This window comes from Clavibacter phaseoli, from assembly GCF_021922925.1.
GTDB classification, from domain to species: domain Bacteria; phylum Actinomycetota; class Actinomycetes; order Actinomycetales; family Microbacteriaceae; genus Clavibacter; species Clavibacter phaseoli.
Genome location: NZ_CP040786.1, coordinates 1,397,795 through 1,415,473, shown reverse-complemented (window position 1 = coordinate 1,415,473; position 17,679 = coordinate 1,397,795). Strand labels below are relative to the sequence as shown.

The 17,679-nt window shown below is 75.7% G+C and carries 17 protein-coding genes; 14 read left to right on the top strand and 3 right to left on the bottom strand.

Going from position 1 to position 17,679, the window contains the following annotated elements; genetic code table 11:
- The first annotated feature begins 19 nt into the window (after positions 1-19).
- From FGI33_RS06575 to FGI33_RS06560, 4 genes are read left to right on the top strand one after another with little or no spacing between them, the layout of a single operon-like run.
- The gene (locus tag FGI33_RS06575) at positions 20-757 is read left to right on the top strand and encodes a lysophospholipid acyltransferase family protein (protein ID WP_119434500.1); all 738 of its coding nucleotides are present in this window, start codon (positions 20-22) and stop codon (positions 755-757) included.
- A complete protein-coding gene (locus FGI33_RS06570) occupies positions 750-1,820 on the top strand; it encodes an NAD(P)H-dependent glycerol-3-phosphate dehydrogenase (protein WP_119434501.1) in 1,071 nt (356 codons plus the stop codon). The genes FGI33_RS06575 and FGI33_RS06570 overlap by 8 nt, the downstream gene beginning before the upstream one ends.
- 2 nt (positions 1,821-1,822) lie before the next feature.
- Positions 1,823-2,932, top strand: coding sequence for a D-alanine--D-alanine ligase family protein (locus FGI33_RS06565; RefSeq protein WP_119434502.1), 1,110 nt, complete (start codon positions 1,823-1,825; stop codon positions 2,930-2,932).
- Between the two features lie 39 nt (positions 2,933-2,971).
- Positions 2,972-3,985: a glycosyltransferase family 2 protein gene (locus tag FGI33_RS06560; RefSeq protein WP_194674188.1), complete on the top strand. Its 1,014-nt coding sequence runs from the start codon at positions 2,972-2,974 to the stop codon at positions 3,983-3,985.
- Here FGI33_RS06560 and FGI33_RS06555 read toward each other — a convergent pair.
- Positions 3,942-4,454, bottom strand: a complete 513-nt coding sequence (locus tag FGI33_RS06555) for a DUF3515 domain-containing protein (RefSeq protein WP_237582415.1) — start codon at positions 4,452-4,454, stop codon at positions 3,942-3,944. The two genes, FGI33_RS06560 and FGI33_RS06555, sit on opposite strands and share 44 nt — an antisense overlap.
- Before the next feature lie 24 nt (positions 4,455-4,478).
- On the opposite strand from FGI33_RS06555, the gene FGI33_RS06550 reads away from it, so the two are divergent.
- The gene (locus FGI33_RS06550; RefSeq protein ID WP_420022557.1) at positions 4,479-5,636 is read left to right on the top strand and encodes a thiamine-phosphate kinase; all 1,158 of its coding nucleotides are present in this window, start codon (positions 4,479-4,481) and stop codon (positions 5,634-5,636) included.
- On the opposite strand, the gene rsmD is transcribed toward FGI33_RS06550, so the two are convergent.
- Complete coding sequence (rsmD, locus tag FGI33_RS06545; protein ID WP_237582414.1) at positions 5,633-6,235, bottom strand: 16S rRNA (guanine(966)-N(2))-methyltransferase RsmD; 603 nt, start codon at positions 6,233-6,235, stop codon at positions 5,633-5,635. The genes FGI33_RS06550 and rsmD overlap by 4 nt on opposite strands.
- 262 nt (positions 6,236-6,497) lie before the next feature.
- Here rsmD and FGI33_RS06540 point away from each other — a divergent pair, with 262 nt between their 5' ends.
- From FGI33_RS06540 to mutM, 9 genes are read left to right on the top strand one after another with little or no spacing between them, the layout of a single operon-like run.
- The gene (locus FGI33_RS06540; RefSeq protein WP_237582459.1) at positions 6,498-7,472 is read left to right on the top strand and encodes an AAA family ATPase; all 975 of its coding nucleotides are present in this window, start codon (positions 6,498-6,500) and stop codon (positions 7,470-7,472) included.
- A gap of 4 nt (positions 7,473-7,476) precedes the next feature.
- Positions 7,477-8,805: a DUF58 domain-containing protein gene (locus tag FGI33_RS06535; protein ID WP_237582413.1), complete on the top strand. Its 1,329-nt coding sequence runs from the start codon at positions 7,477-7,479 to the stop codon at positions 8,803-8,805.
- On the top strand, positions 8,802-11,333 hold the full coding sequence (locus tag FGI33_RS06530; protein ID WP_237582412.1) for a transglutaminase TgpA family protein: 2,532 nt from the start codon (positions 8,802-8,804) through the stop codon (positions 11,331-11,333). The genes FGI33_RS06535 and FGI33_RS06530 overlap by 4 nt, the downstream gene beginning before the upstream one ends.
- The gene (locus tag FGI33_RS06525) at positions 11,330-13,522 is read left to right on the top strand and encodes an ATP-dependent DNA helicase RecG (protein WP_237582411.1); all 2,193 of its coding nucleotides are present in this window, start codon (positions 11,330-11,332) and stop codon (positions 13,520-13,522) included. Before FGI33_RS06530 ends, FGI33_RS06525 begins: the two co-directional genes overlap by 4 nt.
- A 26-nt stretch (positions 13,523-13,548) precedes the next feature.
- Positions 13,549-14,040, top strand: coding sequence for a pantetheine-phosphate adenylyltransferase (gene coaD, locus FGI33_RS06520; RefSeq protein WP_119434738.1), 492 nt, complete (start codon positions 13,549-13,551; stop codon positions 14,038-14,040).
- 19 nt (positions 14,041-14,059) lie between these two features.
- Positions 14,060-14,632, top strand: coding sequence for a YceD family protein (locus FGI33_RS06515; RefSeq protein ID WP_119402373.1), 573 nt, complete (start codon positions 14,060-14,062; stop codon positions 14,630-14,632).
- 2 nt (positions 14,633-14,634) lie between these two features.
- Positions 14,635-14,838 carry a 50S ribosomal protein L32 gene (gene rpmF / locus FGI33_RS06510; RefSeq protein WP_012298174.1) on the top strand — a complete coding sequence of 68 codons (204 nt, stop codon included), beginning with the start codon at positions 14,635-14,637 and terminating at the stop codon, positions 14,836-14,838.
- A 25-nt stretch (positions 14,839-14,863) separates the two neighbouring features.
- Complete coding sequence (rnc, locus tag FGI33_RS06505) at positions 14,864-15,580, top strand: ribonuclease III (protein WP_119434739.1); 717 nt, start codon at positions 14,864-14,866, stop codon at positions 15,578-15,580.
- 6 nt (positions 15,581-15,586) lie between these two features.
- The gene (gene mutM, locus FGI33_RS06500) at positions 15,587-16,516 is read left to right on the top strand and encodes a bifunctional DNA-formamidopyrimidine glycosylase/DNA-(apurinic or apyrimidinic site) lyase (protein ID WP_119434740.1); all 930 of its coding nucleotides are present in this window, start codon (positions 15,587-15,589) and stop codon (positions 16,514-16,516) included.
- Between the two features lie 12 nt (positions 16,517-16,528).
- Here the strand turns inward: mutM and FGI33_RS06495 are convergent, their stop codons facing one another.
- A complete protein-coding gene (locus FGI33_RS06495; protein WP_119434741.1) occupies positions 16,529-17,647 on the bottom strand; it encodes a GNAT family N-acetyltransferase in 1,119 nt (372 codons plus the stop codon).
- Between the last annotated feature and the right edge of the window lie 32 nt (positions 17,648-17,679).

Here is a 17,679-nt window from a genome sequence, read left to right as displayed (position 1 = left end):
CGACCCGACCGGAGGATCCATGGCGAACGAGAAGTCCCGACCGTCGATCTTCTGGGTGCTGGCCGCGCTCGTGCTGCCCGTGCTGAACGCCGCCGTGCGGTTCGAGATCCGGGACCCCGAGCGCCTGCCCCGGACGGGCTCCTACGTGCTCGCCCCGAACCACTACAGCGAGATCGACCCCGTCGTGATGGGCGCCGTCGCCTGGAAGCTCGGGCGCCTGCCCCGCTTCCTCGCCAAGGCCTCGCTGTTCGACGTGCCGGTCGTCGGCTGGTTCCTCCGCCGCTCCGGGCAGATCCCCGTGCAGCGCGACGGCGGCGTCCGCGGCGGCCAGGCCATCGAGGCCGCGACGGACCTCGCGCGCGACGGCCGCATCGTCGTCGTGTACCCCGAGGGCACCCTCACGCGCGACCCCGACCTCTGGCCCATGCGCGGCAAGACCGGCGCCGTCCGCCTCGCCCTGCAGGCCGGGATCCCCGTGATCCCCGCCGCCCACTGGGGCACGCAGGAGCTCATGGGCCGCTACTCGAAGCGCGTGCGGCTCTTCCCGCGGAAGACGATCCACGTGGTCATCGGCGAGCCCGTCGACCTCGACCGCTTCCGCGACCGGAGCCTCGACTCCGCGACCCTCACCGAGGCGACCGCCGTCGTCATGGCCGCCATCACGCAGCTCGTGGAGGAGCTGCGCGGCGAGACCGCCCCGACCGAGCGGTGGGATCCCCGCTCGAAGAACCAGAAGGAGACCGGCCGATTTGAGTGACGCGACCGCGAGCCCGACCCCCGCAGCCTCCGCACCGGCGCCCGAACCGGACGCGGGGGAGCGGCGCCGCATCGTCGTCCTCGGCGCCGGCAGCTGGGGCACCACCTTCGCGAAGGTGATGGCCGACGGCGGGAACGACGTCGTCATGTGGGCCCGTCGCCCCGAGCTCGCCCGGGAGATCACCGAGGCCAAGCGCAACAGCGACTACCTGCCGGGGATCAACCTGCCCCAGCGGCTCACGGCCGACCCGTCGCTCGAGCGCGTGCTCGCCGGCGCCACCGACGTCTTCGTCTCGGTGCCCAGCCAGACGCTGCGCGCCAACCTCGAGTCGGCGCGCGAGCTGATCCCGTCCGACGCGGTCGTCGTCAGCCTGATGAAGGGCGTGGAGAAGGGCACCGGCCTCCGGATGAGCGAGGTGATCGCCGAGGTGCTGGGGATCGGGCCGGAGCGCATCGCCGTGGCGTCGGGCCCGAACCTCGCGCTCGAGATCGCCCGGGAGCAGCCGACGGCCGTCGTGGTGTCGTCCGCGGAGCAGGTGACGGCCGAGCGCGTGGCCAAGATCGCCCGCAGCTCCTACTTCCGCTCGTTCGTGAACACCGACGTCATCGGCACCGAGTTCGGCGGCGTGCTCAAGAACCTCATCGCCGTCGCGGTCGGCATCGTCGACGGCGTGGGCTACGGCGAGAACACGAAGGCCTCGATCATCACGCGCGGCCTCGCCGAGATGACGGCGTTCTCCGTCGCCTACGGTGCCCGCGCGGAGACGCTCGCGGGCCTCGCCGGCCTCGGCGACCTCATCGCCACGTGCGAGTCGTCGCTGTCCCGCAACAACACCGCGGGCCGCCTGCTCGGCCAGGGCTACAGCTTCACCGACGTCGTCAAGAGCATGCAGCAGACGGCCGAGGGGCTCTCCTCCGTCGCGCCCGTGCTCGAGCTCGCCCGCCAGCGTGGCGTGCTCATGCCGATCGTCGAGCAGGTGTCGCAGGTGCTGGCGGGCACGCTGTCGCCGCGCGACATCGCGCCCCACCTCACCACCGACGACGACACGCCCCAGGGGGAGTGACCATGACCGCACGGATCCGGGTGGTGCTCCTCTTCGGCGGCACCTCCAGCGAGCACTCCATCAGCTGCGCGACGGCGAGCGGCGTGCTCGGCGCCATCGACCGGGAGCGGTTCGAGGTGATCCCCGTGGGCATCACGCCGGGCGGGGCGTTCACGCTCCAGGAGGACGACGCATCGGCCCTCGCCCTCGACGCCGACGCGCTGCCCCAGGTCGTCGACAACGGCACGCGCGTGCGCTGGCCCGAGGACGCGGGCAGCCGCGAGGTCGCGGTGCGCGACGCCGACGGCACCGAGCGCTCGCTCGGCCGGGTCGACCTCGTCTTCCCGATCCTGCACGGCACGCAGGGCGAGGACGGGACCGTGCAGGGCATGCTCGAGCTCGCCGGCCTGCCGTACGTCGGTTCCGGCGTGCTCGCCTCCGCGCTCGGCATGGACAAGCACTTCGCGAAGACCGTGCTGCAGGCTGCGGGCATCCGGGTGGCGCCGTGGATCACGGTCACGCGCCACGAGTGGGTCGCCGACCCCGCGGGCGTCCGGGACCGGGCCGCCGCGCTCGGGGTGCCGGCGTTCGTGAAGCCCGCCCGCGCCGGATCCAGCGTGGGCGTGAGCCGCGTCGCCGAGGCCGACGGGCTCGACGCCGCCCTCGAGGTCGCCTTCCTGGAGGACGACCGCGTGCTCGTCGAGTCCGGGCTCGTCGGCCGCGAGGTCGAGTGCGCGATCCTCGACGAGGGTCCGGGCCGCGAGCCCAGCGCATCGGTCGCGGGCGAGATCGTGGTGTCCGGCCGGGACTTCTACGACTTCGACGCGAAGTACCTCGGTGCGGACGGCATCGACCTGGTGTGTCCCGCCGACGTCACCGACGCCGAGCTCGCCGAGCTGCGGGAGCTGTCGATCCGCGCCTTCCGCGCCGTCGACGGCCGGGGGCTCGCCCGCGTGGACTTCTTCCTCACGGCCGACGGCTTCGTGCTCAACGAGATCAACACGATGCCGGGCTTCACGCCCATCTCGATGTTCCCCGCGTGCTGGGAGGCCTCGGGCCTCGCCTACCCGGAGCTCATCTCGCGCCTGCTCGACGTGGCGCTCGCGTGGGAGGCGGATGGCGCCCGCGCCTGAGGCCGGTTGTCCCCGGGCGATGAGCCTAGGCTCGGACGCATGCTCGTAGGACGATCCGTCGCCCGGCCCCGCCTCCATCCCGACGCCCGACCCGGACCGCTCGCGCGGCTCGGGGACCGCGCCCGCGGCGGGATGGCGACGACCCGTCCCGCGGCTCCCGGCGCGGACGCCGCCCTCCCGGCGGGGAGGCCCGGGCGGCCCACCGTCTCCGTCGTGATCCCCGTGCGCGACGACGCGGGGCACCTGCGCGCGTGCCTGCAGGCCCTCGCGCGGCAGACGGTCCCGCCCGACGAGGTCGTGGTGGTCGACAACGCCTCCCGCGACGACAGCGCCGACGTGGCGCGCGAGGCCGGCGCGCGCGTCGTCCACGAGGGGGTCGTCGGGATCCCCGCGGCCGCCTCCGCCGGCTACGACGCCGCCCGGCACGAGGTCATCGCCCGGCTCGACGCCGACTGCGTGCCGCCCGCCGACTGGATCGAGCGGCTCGGCGACGTGCTCGCCGCCCGGCCCGACGTCGCCGCCGTCACCGGGGCCGCGCGGTTCCTCGACGGGCCCCGGGCGCTCCGCGGGATCGCCGCCGTCGCGTACCTCGGCGCCTACTTCGCGTCCGTGACGCTCGCGCTCGGGCACCCGCCGCTGTTCGGATCCAACTTCGCGCTCCGCCGCGACGCGTGGCTCGACGTGCGCGACGAGGTGCACCGCGAGGGCACGCACCTGCACGACGACATCGACCTGTCCGTGCACCTGGGCCCCGAGCGCCGCATCGTGCTCGACCCGCACCTCGGCATGGGGATCAGCATGCGGCCCCTGACCCGGCCGTCGACCCTGCCGCTCCGGATGAGCCGCGGCATGGCGTCGCTGACGGTGCACTGGCCGCACGAGCTGCCGTGGCTGCGCTGGTGGCGGACGGGTGCGCGGGTGCTCGACGAGCGCCGCGCGCGGCGCGTGGCGGGCGCCCGGCGGGAGCGGGCCGTGGGCGCGGGATCCGTGCCGACGGGATCGCTGCCGGTCAGCTCCCCGGAGGCGGCGCGTCGCCCAGGTCCTGCGCGCTGACGCACTTCGCCGTCTGCGGGATCACCGCGACGACGCCGCTGAGGTCCGTGAGCGCGGTGTAGCTGGCCTGCGTGGAGTCGATGACGACCTCGACCGCGGGCGTGCGGCCGTAGGTCGTGTAGCGGATGTCGGGGGCGCGCGAGTCGTCCTCCACCCAGTCGACGTCGTCGTAGCTGATGCACGCGTCCGTCGTGGGGCCGGGCGTCGCGACGCCGCAGCGGAGGATCACGGTGCTCTGCGGGTCGCCCCACGCGCCCGTGCCCTGCGCGTCGGTCTCGCGCAGCGGCGCGGTGCCGAGCTCGGCGGGCAGGTGGACGACCACGTCGGCGCACAGGGGATCGGTCGCGCCCGGGGCCGCCCCGAGCGAGACCGTGGGGGCGCAGCCGGCGACGGCGACGGCGATGCCGCACGCGGCGACCGCGGCGGCGACGGGGCGCAGCAGGGCGCGGGCGGGGCGGCGGGGAGTCATCGCGATCAGGCTACCGTGGCAGTCGTGACGACTCCTGGGACGCCCTCCGCTGCGGATCCGACCGACGCGAGCGCGGGGCCGCGCGGCACCGTCGGGCCCGCGGATGCGACCGACGAGGGCGCCGACGATGGGGCGACCCTCGGCAGCGCGGGGGAGCTGGCGACGCTCGCGCGGATCCTGCCGCACCTGCCCGCCGCGGACGCCGCCGACGAGGGCCCGGGCGACGACTGCGCGGTCGTGCGGGCGCCCGACGGCCGGTTCGTGATCACGACGGACATGATGATCGAGGGCCCCGACTTCCGCCTCGCCTGGTCGACCCCCCACGACCTCGGACGCCGCGCGGCGACCTCGAACCTCGCCGACGTCGCCGCCATGGGCGCCCGTCCGACCGCGCTGCTCGTCGCCATCGCGGCCCCCGCGGGCACGCCCGTCGCCGACCTCGAGGCCCTCGCCGACGGCCTGCGGGAGGGCTGCCTCCTCCAGGCGCCCGGCTGCGGCGTCGTGGGCGGCGACCTGTCCGTGTCGGACGCGCTGGTCATCACGGTCACGGCCACGGGCGACCTGGAGGGGCGCGATCCCGTGCTGCGCTCGGGCGCGCGACCGGGCGACGTGATCGCAGTGGCCGGCACGCTCGGCATGGCCGCGGCGGGCGTCCGCCTCCTGTTCGACCACGCGCGGGGCCCCGGCCCCGACGCCGCCCTCGTCCCCGACGCCGCGCTCGCCCGGGCGCTGCGGGCGTCGCACCCCGACGCGGTCGAGGCGCAGCTCGCGCCCGTCGCGCCGTTGACGGCGGGCGTCGCCGCGGCGCGCGCCGGCGCGACCGCGATGCTCGACGTCTCCGACGGCCTCCTCCTCGACCTCGGCCGTCTGGCCCGCGCGAGCGGCGTGGCCGTCGACCTCGGATCCGCCGCCCTCGCCGACGACGCCCGCCGGGTCGCCGCCGCGCACCCGTCGCTCCCGCCCGCCGCGTTCGACCTCGTGCTCACCGGGGGCGAGGACCACGCGCTCGTCGCCGCGTTCCCCGCGGGCGCGACGCTCCCGGACCCGTTCCGCGCGATCGGCGTGGTCGCGGCCCCGGGACCTGATGGTCCTGCCGCGACGGTCGACGGCGCGCCCTACGCCGGCCCGCGCACGGCGCTCGGCGGCTGGGACCCGTACGCCGACTGGGACGGGGCGCGCTAGGACGCGGGTGCGTCCGCCACGTCGTCCCCGGTGGATCCCGCGACGGCCCACCACACGACCGTGTCGCCGTACGCCTTCCGGCGGTCGAGCGCGATCCCCGCGGGCCACGCCGGCTCGGCGGAGCGCGCGCTGCGCTCGACCATGACGAGGGCGCCCTCGACGAGCCGCGGGACGAGCGCGGCCAGCTCCTCCGCCAGCTCGGCGTCGCCGACCTCGTAGGGCGGATCAAGGAACGCGACGTCGTAGGACCCGCGGTCGCCCGCGAGGAACGCGCGCACGCTCTGCGCGGCCACCCGGATCCGCGGCACGGAGTCGGACGGGGCCGCGCCCTCGATGATCCGCGCGTTCGACCGGCAGACGGCCGCGGCCGGCACCGCGCGCTCCACGAGGACGACCTCGCGCGCGCCGCGGCTGGCGGCCTCGAGGCCGAGGGCCCCGGAGCCGGCGTACAGGTCGAGGACGCGCGCGCCGTCGAGCGCGTCCCGGGCCTCGAGCCCGGAGAACAGGGCCTCGCGCACCCGGTCGCTCGTGGGGCGCGTGCCCGTCCGCGGCACGCGGAGCACGAGGGAGCCGGCGAACCCGGCCACGATGCGGGTCACGACGGACGCCCGGCGGGGCGCGGGACGGCGGCGTTCGGAGCGGGGTGCACGGGCGACCACGCTACCGGCCTGTCCGCCCCCGGAGGCGGGCCGGACGCTCCCGGGTGCCTGACGTATGCTGCGATGACGCCCACGACGCTGGAGGAACTCCGTGACGAGTCCCGAGTCCGAGTCCGTCCCCCTGCATGCCGGGTCGGCGCAGCCGCCCGCCCGCATCCGCGCCGCCGCGCGTCGGGCCGACGACCCGCACGGCGCGCCCTCCATGCCGCTGGAGGAGGTGCGCCGGCTGGCCGACCTGATCCTCGCGAACATCGACGCGGTCATGTCCGGCAAGCAGGACGCCACCCGCATGGCGCTGACCGTGTTCCTCTCCGGCGGCCACCTCCTCATCGAGGACGTCCCGGGCGTCGGCAAGACCATGCTCGCCAAGGCGCTCGCGCGCAGCGTCGACTGCACCGTGAACCGGATCCAGTTCACGCCCGACCTGCTGCCCTCGGACGTCACGGGCGTCTCCGTCTACAGCCAGGCCGACCACCGCTTCGAGTTCCAGCCGGGCGCCGTGTTCGCGAACATCGTCATCGGCGACGAGATCAACCGCGCGAGCCCCAAGACGCAGTCGGCGCTCCTGGAGTGCATGGAGGAGGGGCAGGTCACGGTCGACGGCGTCACGCATCCTCTGCAGCAGCCCTTCACCGTGGTCGCCACGCAGAACCCCGTCGAGATGGAGGGCACGTACGCGCTCCCCGAGGCGCAGCGCGACCGCTTCATGGCCCGCATCTCGATGGGCTACCCCGACGCCTCCGCGGAGCTCGCCATGCTCCGCTCCCGCGACACCGTGAGCCCGCTGGACGAGCTGCGGCCCGTGGTCGACGCCGAGGACCTCGACGCCATGATGCACGCGGCCCGCGGCGTGTACGTGTCCGACCCCGTGTCCCGCTACACCGTCGCGATCGTGCAGGCCACGCGCGGCCACGAGGACATCCGCCTCGGCGCGAGCCCCCGCGCCACGCTCCAGCTGATCCGCGCCGCCAAGACCCGCGCCGCGCTCGACGGGCGCGACTTCGTGCTGCCCGACGACATCGACGCCCTCGCCGCGCCCGTGCTCGCGCACCGGCTCGTCGCGACCGGCCGGGCGCTCGGCCAGCGCGGCCGCGGCCAGGCGGCCGTGGCGGAGATCCTCGAGCGCATCGTCGCGTCGACCGCCGTGCCGCTGAGCGCCGCCGGACGGACGCGCTGACCCCGTGCCGCCCCTCGCGCGCCTGATGCGCCGGATCGGCATCGAGGCCGTCCCGCACCCGACCCTCCGCGGGATCGCCCTGCTCGCCGCGGGGGTCGCCGCGTTCGCGGGCGCGTTCATCGCGGGGCGGCGCGAATTCGTCTTCATCGGCGTCGCCCTCCTCGCGCTCCCGCTGCTCGCGGCCGCCTGGCTCGTGATCGCGCGGGTGCGGCTGCACGTGGAGCGGTCCTTCACGTCCGCGGTCGTCGAGTCGGGCACGCCGACGACCGTCACCGTGTCGGTCGCCAACGCGGGGACCATGCCCACGCCGCGCTCGTGGGTGCTCGACCTGGTGCCCGGATCCGACGGCGCGACGCCGCCCGCCGAGCTGCCCTCGATGCGCGGGCTCGCGCGCGGATCCCGGCGCTCCTCGGCCCGTCCCGTCCTCCGCTACGACCTCACGCCCGAGCGCCGCGGCGTCCACGAGGTGGGCCCGCTCGCCGTCGAGGAGCACGACCCCTTCCGCCTGATGGGGCTGCGGCACGTCGCGGGCGGGACCTCCCGCCTCGTAGTCACCCCGCGCCTGACGGACCTCGAGGCCGAGCCCGGCGGGCAGGTCTCCTCCGAGGGCGAGTCCGAGCGCGTGCAGCGCCGCGCCGACGGCGGCGAGGACGACCTCGGTACGCGCGAGTACCGGGCGGGGGATCCGCTCCGCCGCGTGCACTGGCGCGCCACCGCCCGGCACGGCGAGCTCATGGTGCGCCAGGAGGAGCAGCGGTCGAGCCCGCGCTCGCTCGTGCTCCTCGACACGCGCGCCGCCGGCTTCCCGCAGCACGCCGACGACGACGGGGACGGGGACCGGGCCTTCGAGCGCGCGGTCGCGTTCGCGGCGTCCGTGGGCGTCCACCTGCAGCGCGGCGGGTACGCGGTCCACCTGATCGAGACGGCCGCGGGATCCGACCGGCAGGCCGCCGTCGCCGCCCGACCCGGGGACGCCGCGGCCGAGGGCGACCTGCTCCTCCACCTCGCCGAGGTGCGGCCCGCGCCCGTGGACCCCGACCACGACGGCGTCCAGGAGGCCCTCGCCGACCTGCGCCGCAGCCGCCGCGCCGTCCCCATCCACGCCGTCCTCGGCCACCTCGACGAGGACGAGGCCCGGCGGCTCGCGGGCTTCGGCGCCGCCTGCCGCCCCGCGGTCGCGTTCCTCGCGCTCCCGGGCCGCGTCGACGGCCGCGACGACCGCGAGGCCCTGCGGATCCTGCGCGAGTCCGGCTGGCGCACGGTCGTCCTCGACGACGACACCCGACCGGCCGACGCCTGGCGCGCCGCCCGCACCGAGGAGATGGCGCGATGACCGACCTCGACGCCGTCGGCCTCGGCGGCCGCGAGCGCTGGAGCGTCGAGCCGCGCCCGCTGCCGGGGGAGCGCGCGGGCGGACCGGGCGGACGCGGCGACGGATCTGGCCCCGGCCGCCGTGACGGGCAGGCGGGATCCGGGCGCGCGGCCGCACGCTGGCCGCTCACCGCCGCGCTGGGCGTCGCCCTCCTCGCCGGCGCCGCCAGCCTCCACCTGCTCGTCGAGCCGGGGGCCTGGTTCCTGCTCTGCGTCGTGATCGTCGCCGCCGTGCTCGGATCCGCCGCCCTGCTGCGCTCGCTCGGCGTGCCGCGGCTCCTCGCCTCGCTCGGCGGACTGGTGCTCCTCGTGCTCCTCGTCACGCTCGTGTTCGCGGGGCGCACCGCCGTGCTCGGCGTGATCCCCACCCCGGAGACCGTGCGCACGCTCCTCGCCGTCGGCGAGCAGGCGGGCCAGGAGATCTACCGGCGGTCGGCGCCCGTGCCTCCGCTCGCGTCCATCGTCTTCGTGATCGTGGCCTCGATCGGCGCCCTTGCGGTCGTGCTCGACGTGCTCGCGCACGCGCTCCGCCTGCCCGCCGTCACCGGGCTCCCGCTCCTCGTGCTCGTCTCCGTCCCCGGCGCGGTGCTCGTGGGCGAGTTCTCCGTCTGGTCCTTCGCCGTCACGGCGCTCGCCTGGTTCGCGGTGCTCGCGGCCGACGCGCGCGAGACGGACCGGGAGGGCGGCTGGCGCGGATCCGGCCTCCTCGGGGGATCCCGCCCCGCGCCCCCGCCCGCCCCGCGCCGCTCCTCGTCCGGTCGTCCGGCGGGGTCCGCGCGCACGACGCTCGCCTCCGCGGGCGCGCTCGCGGGCGGCGCGGTCGTCCTCTCCCTCGTCGCGCCCGCGATCGTCCCCGGCCTCACGTCGGCGACCTTCCCGACGGCCTCCGGCTCCGGGCAGGGCGGCTCGCGCGTCGTCAACCCGATCCTCGACCTCGGCGACGACCTCCGCCGTCCCGTCGACGTCGAGGCGCTCCGCTACTCCACGGCGTCCCTCACGCCCCTCTACTTCAAGGTGACGACGCTCTCGCGCTTCGAGGGCGACGAGTGGGCGCCGTCGCCGCTGCGCCCGCCGGACGGGAACACCGTCGACGCGATCGGGCCGGACCTCGGATCCGGATCCGACGTGCCGTCCGAGGAGGTCGAGGCGCGCGTGCAGGTCGAGGGCTCCTCGAGCGCCTGGCTGCCCGCGCCCTACGCGCCCCGCAGCGTCAGCGGGCTCGAGGGGTCGTGGCGGTGGTCCGAGCAGGGCCTCGCGATCCGCTCGTCCGACTCCGACAGCCGCGACCAGAGCTACACCGTGCGGAGCGAGCTGCCGCGCCCCGAGCGCGAGCAGCTGGAGGCCGTCGCGCCCGCGACCGACGACGACCTCCAGCCGTACCTGCAGATCCCCTCCGGCACCCCGGACATCGTCGCCTCGACGACGGCGGAGGTCCTCGCCGGCATCGACTCGCCGTACGACCAGGCGCTCGCGCTCCAGGAGTTCTTCACGGGCGGGCAGTTCCGCTACTCGGAGGACGCGCCCGTCGAGCAGGGCTACGACGGCAGCGGCGTCGACGTCGTGGGGGAGTTCCTCCGCGTGCGCTCGGGCTACTGCGTGCACTTCGCGTCGGCCATGGCGATCATGGCGCGCGAGGCGGGCATCCCGTCGCGCGTGGCCGTCGGCTACCTGCCGGGCGACCAGGTCGGACGCGACGGCGACCTCATCACCTACCGCGTCGGATCCCACGACCTGCACTCCTGGCCCGAGCTGTACTTCTCCGGCATCGGCTGGATCGCGTTCGAGCCCACGCCGGGCCGCGGCCAGGCCGCGCCGTACGCCCAGCCCTCCGCCGCGCCGACCACCGCGCCCACGCCGTCCGCGACGCCGAGCGCGCCGACCGAGGCCACCCCGTCCGCGACGCCCGCCCCCACCGCCTCGGCCGCGCCCGGCGCGAGCGGCGCCGCGGGCGTCCGGATCCCGTGGGCGGCGCTCGGCACCGCGGCCCTCGTGCTCCTCGTGCTCGCCCTCCTCGCCGCTCCGGCCCTCCTGCGCCGGGCCCGCCGCTCCGGACGGCTGCGCGCGCTCGAGGCCGGCGACGCGCCCCCGGGCACGGCGTGGCGCGAGGCGGAGGACCAGGCGGTCGACCTGGGGATCCGCGTGCCCGACACCGAGTCGCCGCGCGAGCTCGGGCGCCGCCTCCAGGGCGACGACCCGTCGCTCGCCGACCCGGTGGCCCTCCTGGTCGGCGCCCGCGAGCGGGAGCGCTTCGCCCGCGCCGGCGTGCCGGTGGACGCCCGGGCCGGCGCCGCGCAGGCCGCCGCGCTCGTCGCGCTGGGCGACGCGCTCCGCGCCCGCGCGGGACGGGCCGACCGGATCCTCGCGTCGGTCGCCCCGCGGTCGCTCGTCCGCCGCCGCCCGCGCACCGACGACGGAGCCGACGACGGGACGGCGGGCGGACCGCCGTCCGCGCCGCCGGCGTCGGACGCCCCTCGTACACTCGGGGGATGACCGGATCCGACGCCGCGCTCGCGGGCGTCGTGGGCGGCCGCACCGCGGGCGTGCTGCAGAAGGCCTTCGGCCTGCGCACGGTCGCCGACCTCCTCGAGCACCTCCCGCGCCGCTACGCCCGCCGCGGCGAGCTCACGGCCCTCGCCGAGCTGCCCGTCGACCAGCAGGCCACCATCGTCGCCGAGGTGCGCGAGGTGCGCGAGCGCCCCATGCGGGCCCGGCGCGGCAGCATCCTCGAGGTGCGGATCACCGACGGCCGCGGCTTCCTCACCCTCACCTTCTTCAACCAGGCGTGGCGCGCCAAGGACCTGGTGCCCGGCGTCCGCGGGATCTTCGCGGGCAAGGTCAGCGACTACCGCGGCGCGCTCCAGCTGGCCCACCCCGACTACGAGCTCTTCGACGCGCACGAGGGCCCGGAGCTCTCCGGCGGCGAGCCGGACGCGGCCGCGCGCCGCTGGGCCGAGATGCCCATCCCCATCTACCCGGCCACCGCCTCGATGGCGAGCTGGCAGGTCGCGAGGTCGGTGGAGCTGGCGCTCGACGCGGTCGACGACCTCGAGGATCCCGTCCCCGCCGACGTGCGCGCCGAGCGCGGCCTCCTTCCTTACCGCGAGGCGCTCGAGGGCGTGCACCGCCCCGAGAAGGACGTCGACTGGCGGCGCGGCCGCGACGCCCTCCGCTTCCAGGAGGCGTTCGTCCTGCAGACCGCGCTCCTGCAGCGGCGGCAGGCGGCGCGCGCGCTGCCGGCGACCCCGCGGATCCCGACCCCCGGCGGGCGCCTCGATCGGCTCGACGCCCAGCTGCCCTTCACGCGCACGGGCGACCAGCGGCTCGTCGGCGAGGAGATCGCGACGGACATGGCCCGCACCTGGCCCATGAACCGGCTCGTGCAGGGCGAGGTCGGCTCCGGCAAGACGCTCGTCGCGCTCCGCGCCATGCTCGCGGTCGCCGACTCCGGGGGCCAGTCCGCGCTGCTCGCGCCCACCGAGGTGCTCGCGAGCCAGCACCTCCGCTCGCTCACGGCGTCGCTCGGGCCCGACCTCGCGGCGGAGCTCATGCCCACCCTGCTCACCGGCCAGCTCTCGACCGCCGAGCGGAAGCGCGCGCTGCTGCGCATCGTCAGCGGCCAGGCGCGCATCGTCGTGGGCACGCACGCGCTCCTCGGCGACCGCGTGGAGTTCCTCGACCTCGGCCTCGTCGTGGTCGACGAGCAGCACCGCTTCGGCGTCGACCAGCGCGAGGCGCTCCGGCGGAAGGGCGGCACGCCGCCCCATGTGCTCGTCCTCACCGCCACGCCGATCCCGCGCACGGTCGCGATGACGGTGTTCGGCGACCTCGACGTCTCCACCATCGCCGAGCTGCCGAGCGGCCGCCAGCCCATCGAGTCCTTCGTGGTCCCGCTGCACGAGCAGCCGCGGTGGATCGAGCGGGTGTGGGAGCGCACGGCCGAGGAGATCCAGAAGGGCCGCCAGGCGTTCGTGGTGTGCCCGGCGATCGACCCGCAGGATCCCGACGCCGAGGACGAGGACGCCGCCGACGCCGCGGAGGGCGCCGACGACGCGCCGACCCGGCCGGCGCTGGCGACCGTCACCGAGGTCGACGCGCTGCTCGCGGCGCACCCCCGCCTCGGATCCGTCCGCCGCGCCGTGCTGCACGGCCGCATGACGGGGGAGGAGAAGGACCGCGTGATGCGCGCCTTCTCGGCGGGCGACATCGACCTCATCGTGGCGACCACCGTCATCGAGGTGGGCGTCGACGTGCCGAACGCCTCGACCATGGTGATCCTCGACGCCGACCGCTTCGGCGTCTCGCAGCTGCACCAGCTGCGCGGCCGCGTCGGTCGCGGCGGCGTGCCCGGGCTCTGCCTCATGGTCACGCACGCCGAACCGGAGACCGTGGCGCGCGAGCGGGTGGACGCCGTCGCGGCGACGCTCGACGGCTTCGAGCTCGCGCGCGTCGACCTCGAGCTCCGCCGCGAGGGCAACGTCCTCGGCACGAACCAGTCGGGCGGTCGGTCGTCGCTCCGGCTGCTGCGGGTCGCGCAGGACGGCGACCTCATCGAGTCCGCGCGCGAGCACGCCCACGACGTGCTCGAGGCGTCGCCGGAGCTCCAGGGCCATCCCGCGCTCGCCCGCGCGCTCGCCCGGCGGCTCGACGACGAGGAGCGCGCGTTCCTCGACAAGAACTAGGGCAGCGCCCGCCGTAGGCTGACGGGATGCAGCGGATCGCCGTCGTCCCCGGATCGTTCGACCCCGTCACGCTCGGGCACCTCGACGTGATCCGTCGGGCCGCCCGCCTCTACGACGAGCTCGTCGTGCTGGTCGTGCACAACCCCGGCAAGACGCCGATGCTCCCGCTCGAGGAGCGCCTGGCCCTCCTCGAGCGCGTGATCCGCGACGCCGGCCTCCCCGACGCCGTCCGCATCGACTCGTGGGGCGCCGGCCTCCTCGTCGACTACTGCCGGCAGGTCGGCGCGACCGTCCTCGTCAAGGGCGTCCGGTCGCAGCTCGACGTGACGTACGAGACGCCCATGGCCCTCGTCAACCGCGACCTCGCCGACGTCGAGACCGTGCTGCTGCTGCCGGATCCCGCGCACGCCCACGTGTCCAGCTCGCTCGTGCGCCAGGTCGAGGCGCTCGGCGGCGACGTCGCGCCCTACGTCCCGGAGGCCGTCCGGGAGGCGCTGGCCGTCCGGCGCGCCGGCTGACGCCCCGTAGGATCTACGGGTGTCCAGGTTCCAGAAGACCCCATTCACGGTCCACGTCCACGACATCGTGCACCGCCCCGGGGAGATGCGCGAGCTCGACCTGACCATCGTCACCCCCGAGCGCATGGGGGAGGGCCTCATCGCCGTCCCCGAGGGTCGCGAGATGCGCGTGCACGTGCGCCTGGAGTCCCTGCACGACGGGATCCTGGCGACCGGCGAGGTCGACACGGTGGCCGACGGGCAGTCCGCGCGCACCCTCGCCGACATGCAGGAGCGTGTCCAGGTCGATTTCGCGGAGATGTTCGCGTACTCTCTTGATGAAGCTTTCGACTACCAGGTCCAGGACGAGCACGTGGACCTGGAGCCGGTCATCCGGGATGCGGTGGTCCTTTCACTGCCGTTCCAGCCCGAAGTGCCGGGCGAGGACCTCGATCTCGATCTGGGTCCCGGCATCAGCCTGGTCCTGGCGGACTCCGACCCGGAGCCCGTGATCGATCAGCGCTGGGCGGCCCTGTCCGGCTTCCGAGCTTCCGAAGACAGCGGTGCGGCGCGTGAAGACGCCGACACCGAAACGCAGAGAGATGAGAGTTAGCCATGGCTGTACCCAAGAGGAAGATGTCCCGATCCAACACGCGCGCGCGTCGCTCGCAGTGGAAGGCCGAGGCTCCCACGCTCGTCAAGACCATCGAGAACGGCAAGGTCGTCTACTCCATGCCGCACCGCGCGCGTGTGATCGAGGACGCCGCCGGCACCCCCCTGTACATGGAGTACAAGGGCCGCAAGGTCGCCGACGTCTAGTCGCGACCCGCACGGTACGTCGGACATGACCGACACCACGGGATCCCGCGTCCACGGCGACCGCGACGCGCTCCGGCGCCTCCTCGCCGTGGACGTGAGCCCCGAGCTCCTCGAGCTCGCGCTCACCCACCGCTCGTACGCGTACGAGCACGGCGGCATCCCGCACAACGAGCGCCTCGAGTTCCTCGGCGACTCCATCCTCGGGCAGGCCGTCACGGTCATGCTCTACCTCGAGAACCCCGACCTCGACGAGGGCGAGCTCGCCAAGCGGCGCGCCAGCCTCGTCTCGAGCGTCGCCCTCGCGGAGGTCGCCACGCGCATCGGGCTCGGCGAGCACCTGCTGCTCGGCCGGGGCGAGGAGCTCACGGGCGGCCGCGCCAAGTCGTCGATCCTCGCCGACACGGTCGAGGCCATCATCGGCGCCTGCTACCTCGACGCCGGGGGAGAGGCTGCGACGGGCCTCGTGCTGCGCCTCATCGCGCCCCTCCTCGAGGACCCCGCGCGGTTCGGCGCCGCCATGGACCCGAAGACCGCGCTCCAGGAGAGCGCCGCGCGCCAGGGCCTCCCCGCGCCCGTCTACGACGTGAGCGACAGCGGACCCGACCACAGCAAGCGCTTCCACGCCGTCGTCACGGTGGGCGGCGCCGTCCGCACCACGGGCGAGGGATCCAGCAAGAAGCAGGCCGAGATGACGGCCGCGCTCGAGGCGTGGACCCGCCTCGAGGCGCGCACCACGGCCTGACCCGCGGTGCCCGAGCTCCCCGAGGTCGAGGTCGTCCGCGCCGGCCTCGAGCCCGCGGTCGCCGGCGCCCGCGTCACCGGCGTCGAGATCCTCGACGCGCGATCCCTCAAGCGGCACGATCCGCTGGAGGGCGCGTTCGTCGACCTGCTGGTCGGCCGCGTGATCACGTCCGCCGTCCGCCGCGGCAAGTTCCTGTGGCTGCCGCTCGAGTCCGACGCCGGGCGCGACGCCACCGGACCCCGCGCCCTGGTCACGCACCTCGGCATGAGCGGGCAGGTGCTCCTCCGCGAGCCCGGGTCCGACCCGGACGGGCTGCTCCGGATCCGCCTGGGCATCGAGCACCCGACGCACGGCGAGCTCGTGGTCGCCTTCGTCGACCAGCGGATCTTCGGGTCGATGGCGGTGGACCGTCTCGTCGCGACGCCCGACGGGCACGCGGGCGGGCGCGGATCCGACGCCGCGCTCGTGCCGACGCAGGTCGCCCACATCGCGCGGGATCCGCTCGACCCGGCCTTCGACGACGAGCTGCTCCTCGAGCGCATCGCGAAGCGCCGCACCGGCATCAAGCGCGCGCTGCTCGACCAGACGCTCGTGAGCGGCATCGGCAACATCTACGCGGACGAGGCGCTCTGGGCGGCGCGGATCCACTACGCCCACCCCACGGACCGGCTCGGCCGCGGGCGCGCGCTGCGGCTCGTCGCCGAGGTGCGGCACGTGCTCGCCCGGGCGCTGGCGGAGGGCGGCACGAGCTTCGACGCGCAGTACGTGAACGTCAACGGGGCGTCCGGGTACTTCTCGCACTCCCTCAACGCGTACGGCCAGCAGGGGAAGCCGTGCCCGCGCTGCGGCACGCCGATCGTGCGCGAGGCCTTCATGAACCGCGGGTCGCACCTGTGCCCGCGCTGCCAGCCGCTGCCGGATCCCGCGGCCGCCTGACCCTCGCGGCCCTCAGCGCGCCGGCCCGACCTCCCGCAGCCAGCTGCCGCTCGTGCCGACGTGCCGGAAGCCGAGCGCCTCGTTCACCGCGAGCATCGGCCGGTTCTCGTCGGCGTTCCAGGTGACGACGCGGTCCGCCTCGGGCGCCTCGCGCGCCAGGAGCCGCAAGTTCTCGACCTTGAGGAGCATGCCGAGGCGGTGGCCCCGGTGCTCGCCGAGCACGAGCGTGTCCTGCTGGTAGGTGTACGCGTGGCCGTCGGAGCGCCGGCCGCTGGGGGAGACGGCGATCTCCGTGAAGCCGACGAGGCGTCCCGTCGCCACGTGCTGCGCCGCGGTCGTGAGGCCCATGCGACCCGCGGAGGCGCGGCGCGCCTCGGCCTCCCGGATCCGGTCGGCGTCCCAGGCGTCCTCGACCTGCGGGAGGTCGCCGGGGGGCGCGTCGGTCGACATGCGCGTGTGCAGCACGGCGAGGTCGTCGAGCAGGTGCGCGGGCGTCGCATCCACCCAGGACAGGACGCGGTAGTCGTCGCCGGCGGCGCGGCGCGCGTCGGCGAGGTGGGCGTCGAGCGTCGGGGCCGCGGCGACGGTGTCGAGCGCGCTCGTCCGCGCGGTCTGGCCGAGGCGGTAGCCGGCGTCGACGGCGAAGCGGGACGACGGGTCGTCGGCGCCGACCGCGCCGATCCCGGTCGGGGAGGGGATGGGCGCGCCGTTCGCCTCGGCGCGGTGGTTCGTGAAGCCCGTGAGCGTCCGGCAGCCCTCGTCGAGCGCGATGCGCTCGACCCGCTCCCGCAGCGCGCGCCCGATGCCGCGCCGCCGGTGCTCGGGCAGCACGGACACCGCCACGTCGGAGGTGGTCGGGTCGGCGAGCCAGGTCGTGAGGAGCCCGCGGCCGACGATCCGGCCGTCCACGTGCGCGGCGAACAGCCGCTTCCGCACGTGCGCCACGTCGGCGTAGTCGGCGATCAGCTCCTGCGGCAGCCACACGAACGCGTCGTGCCCGAGGTCGTGCGACTGCGCGCGGTTGACGACGTCGGTGAGGGCGACGAAGTCGTCCCAGCCCGCCGCGCCGGGTGCGCTCGGCGGGCGGACCTCCTCGACGGCGAAGGGGCGGGCGTCGGCGGCGTGCGGCATGGTCGGCTCCCTCGTCGGCGCGCGCGGGCGGT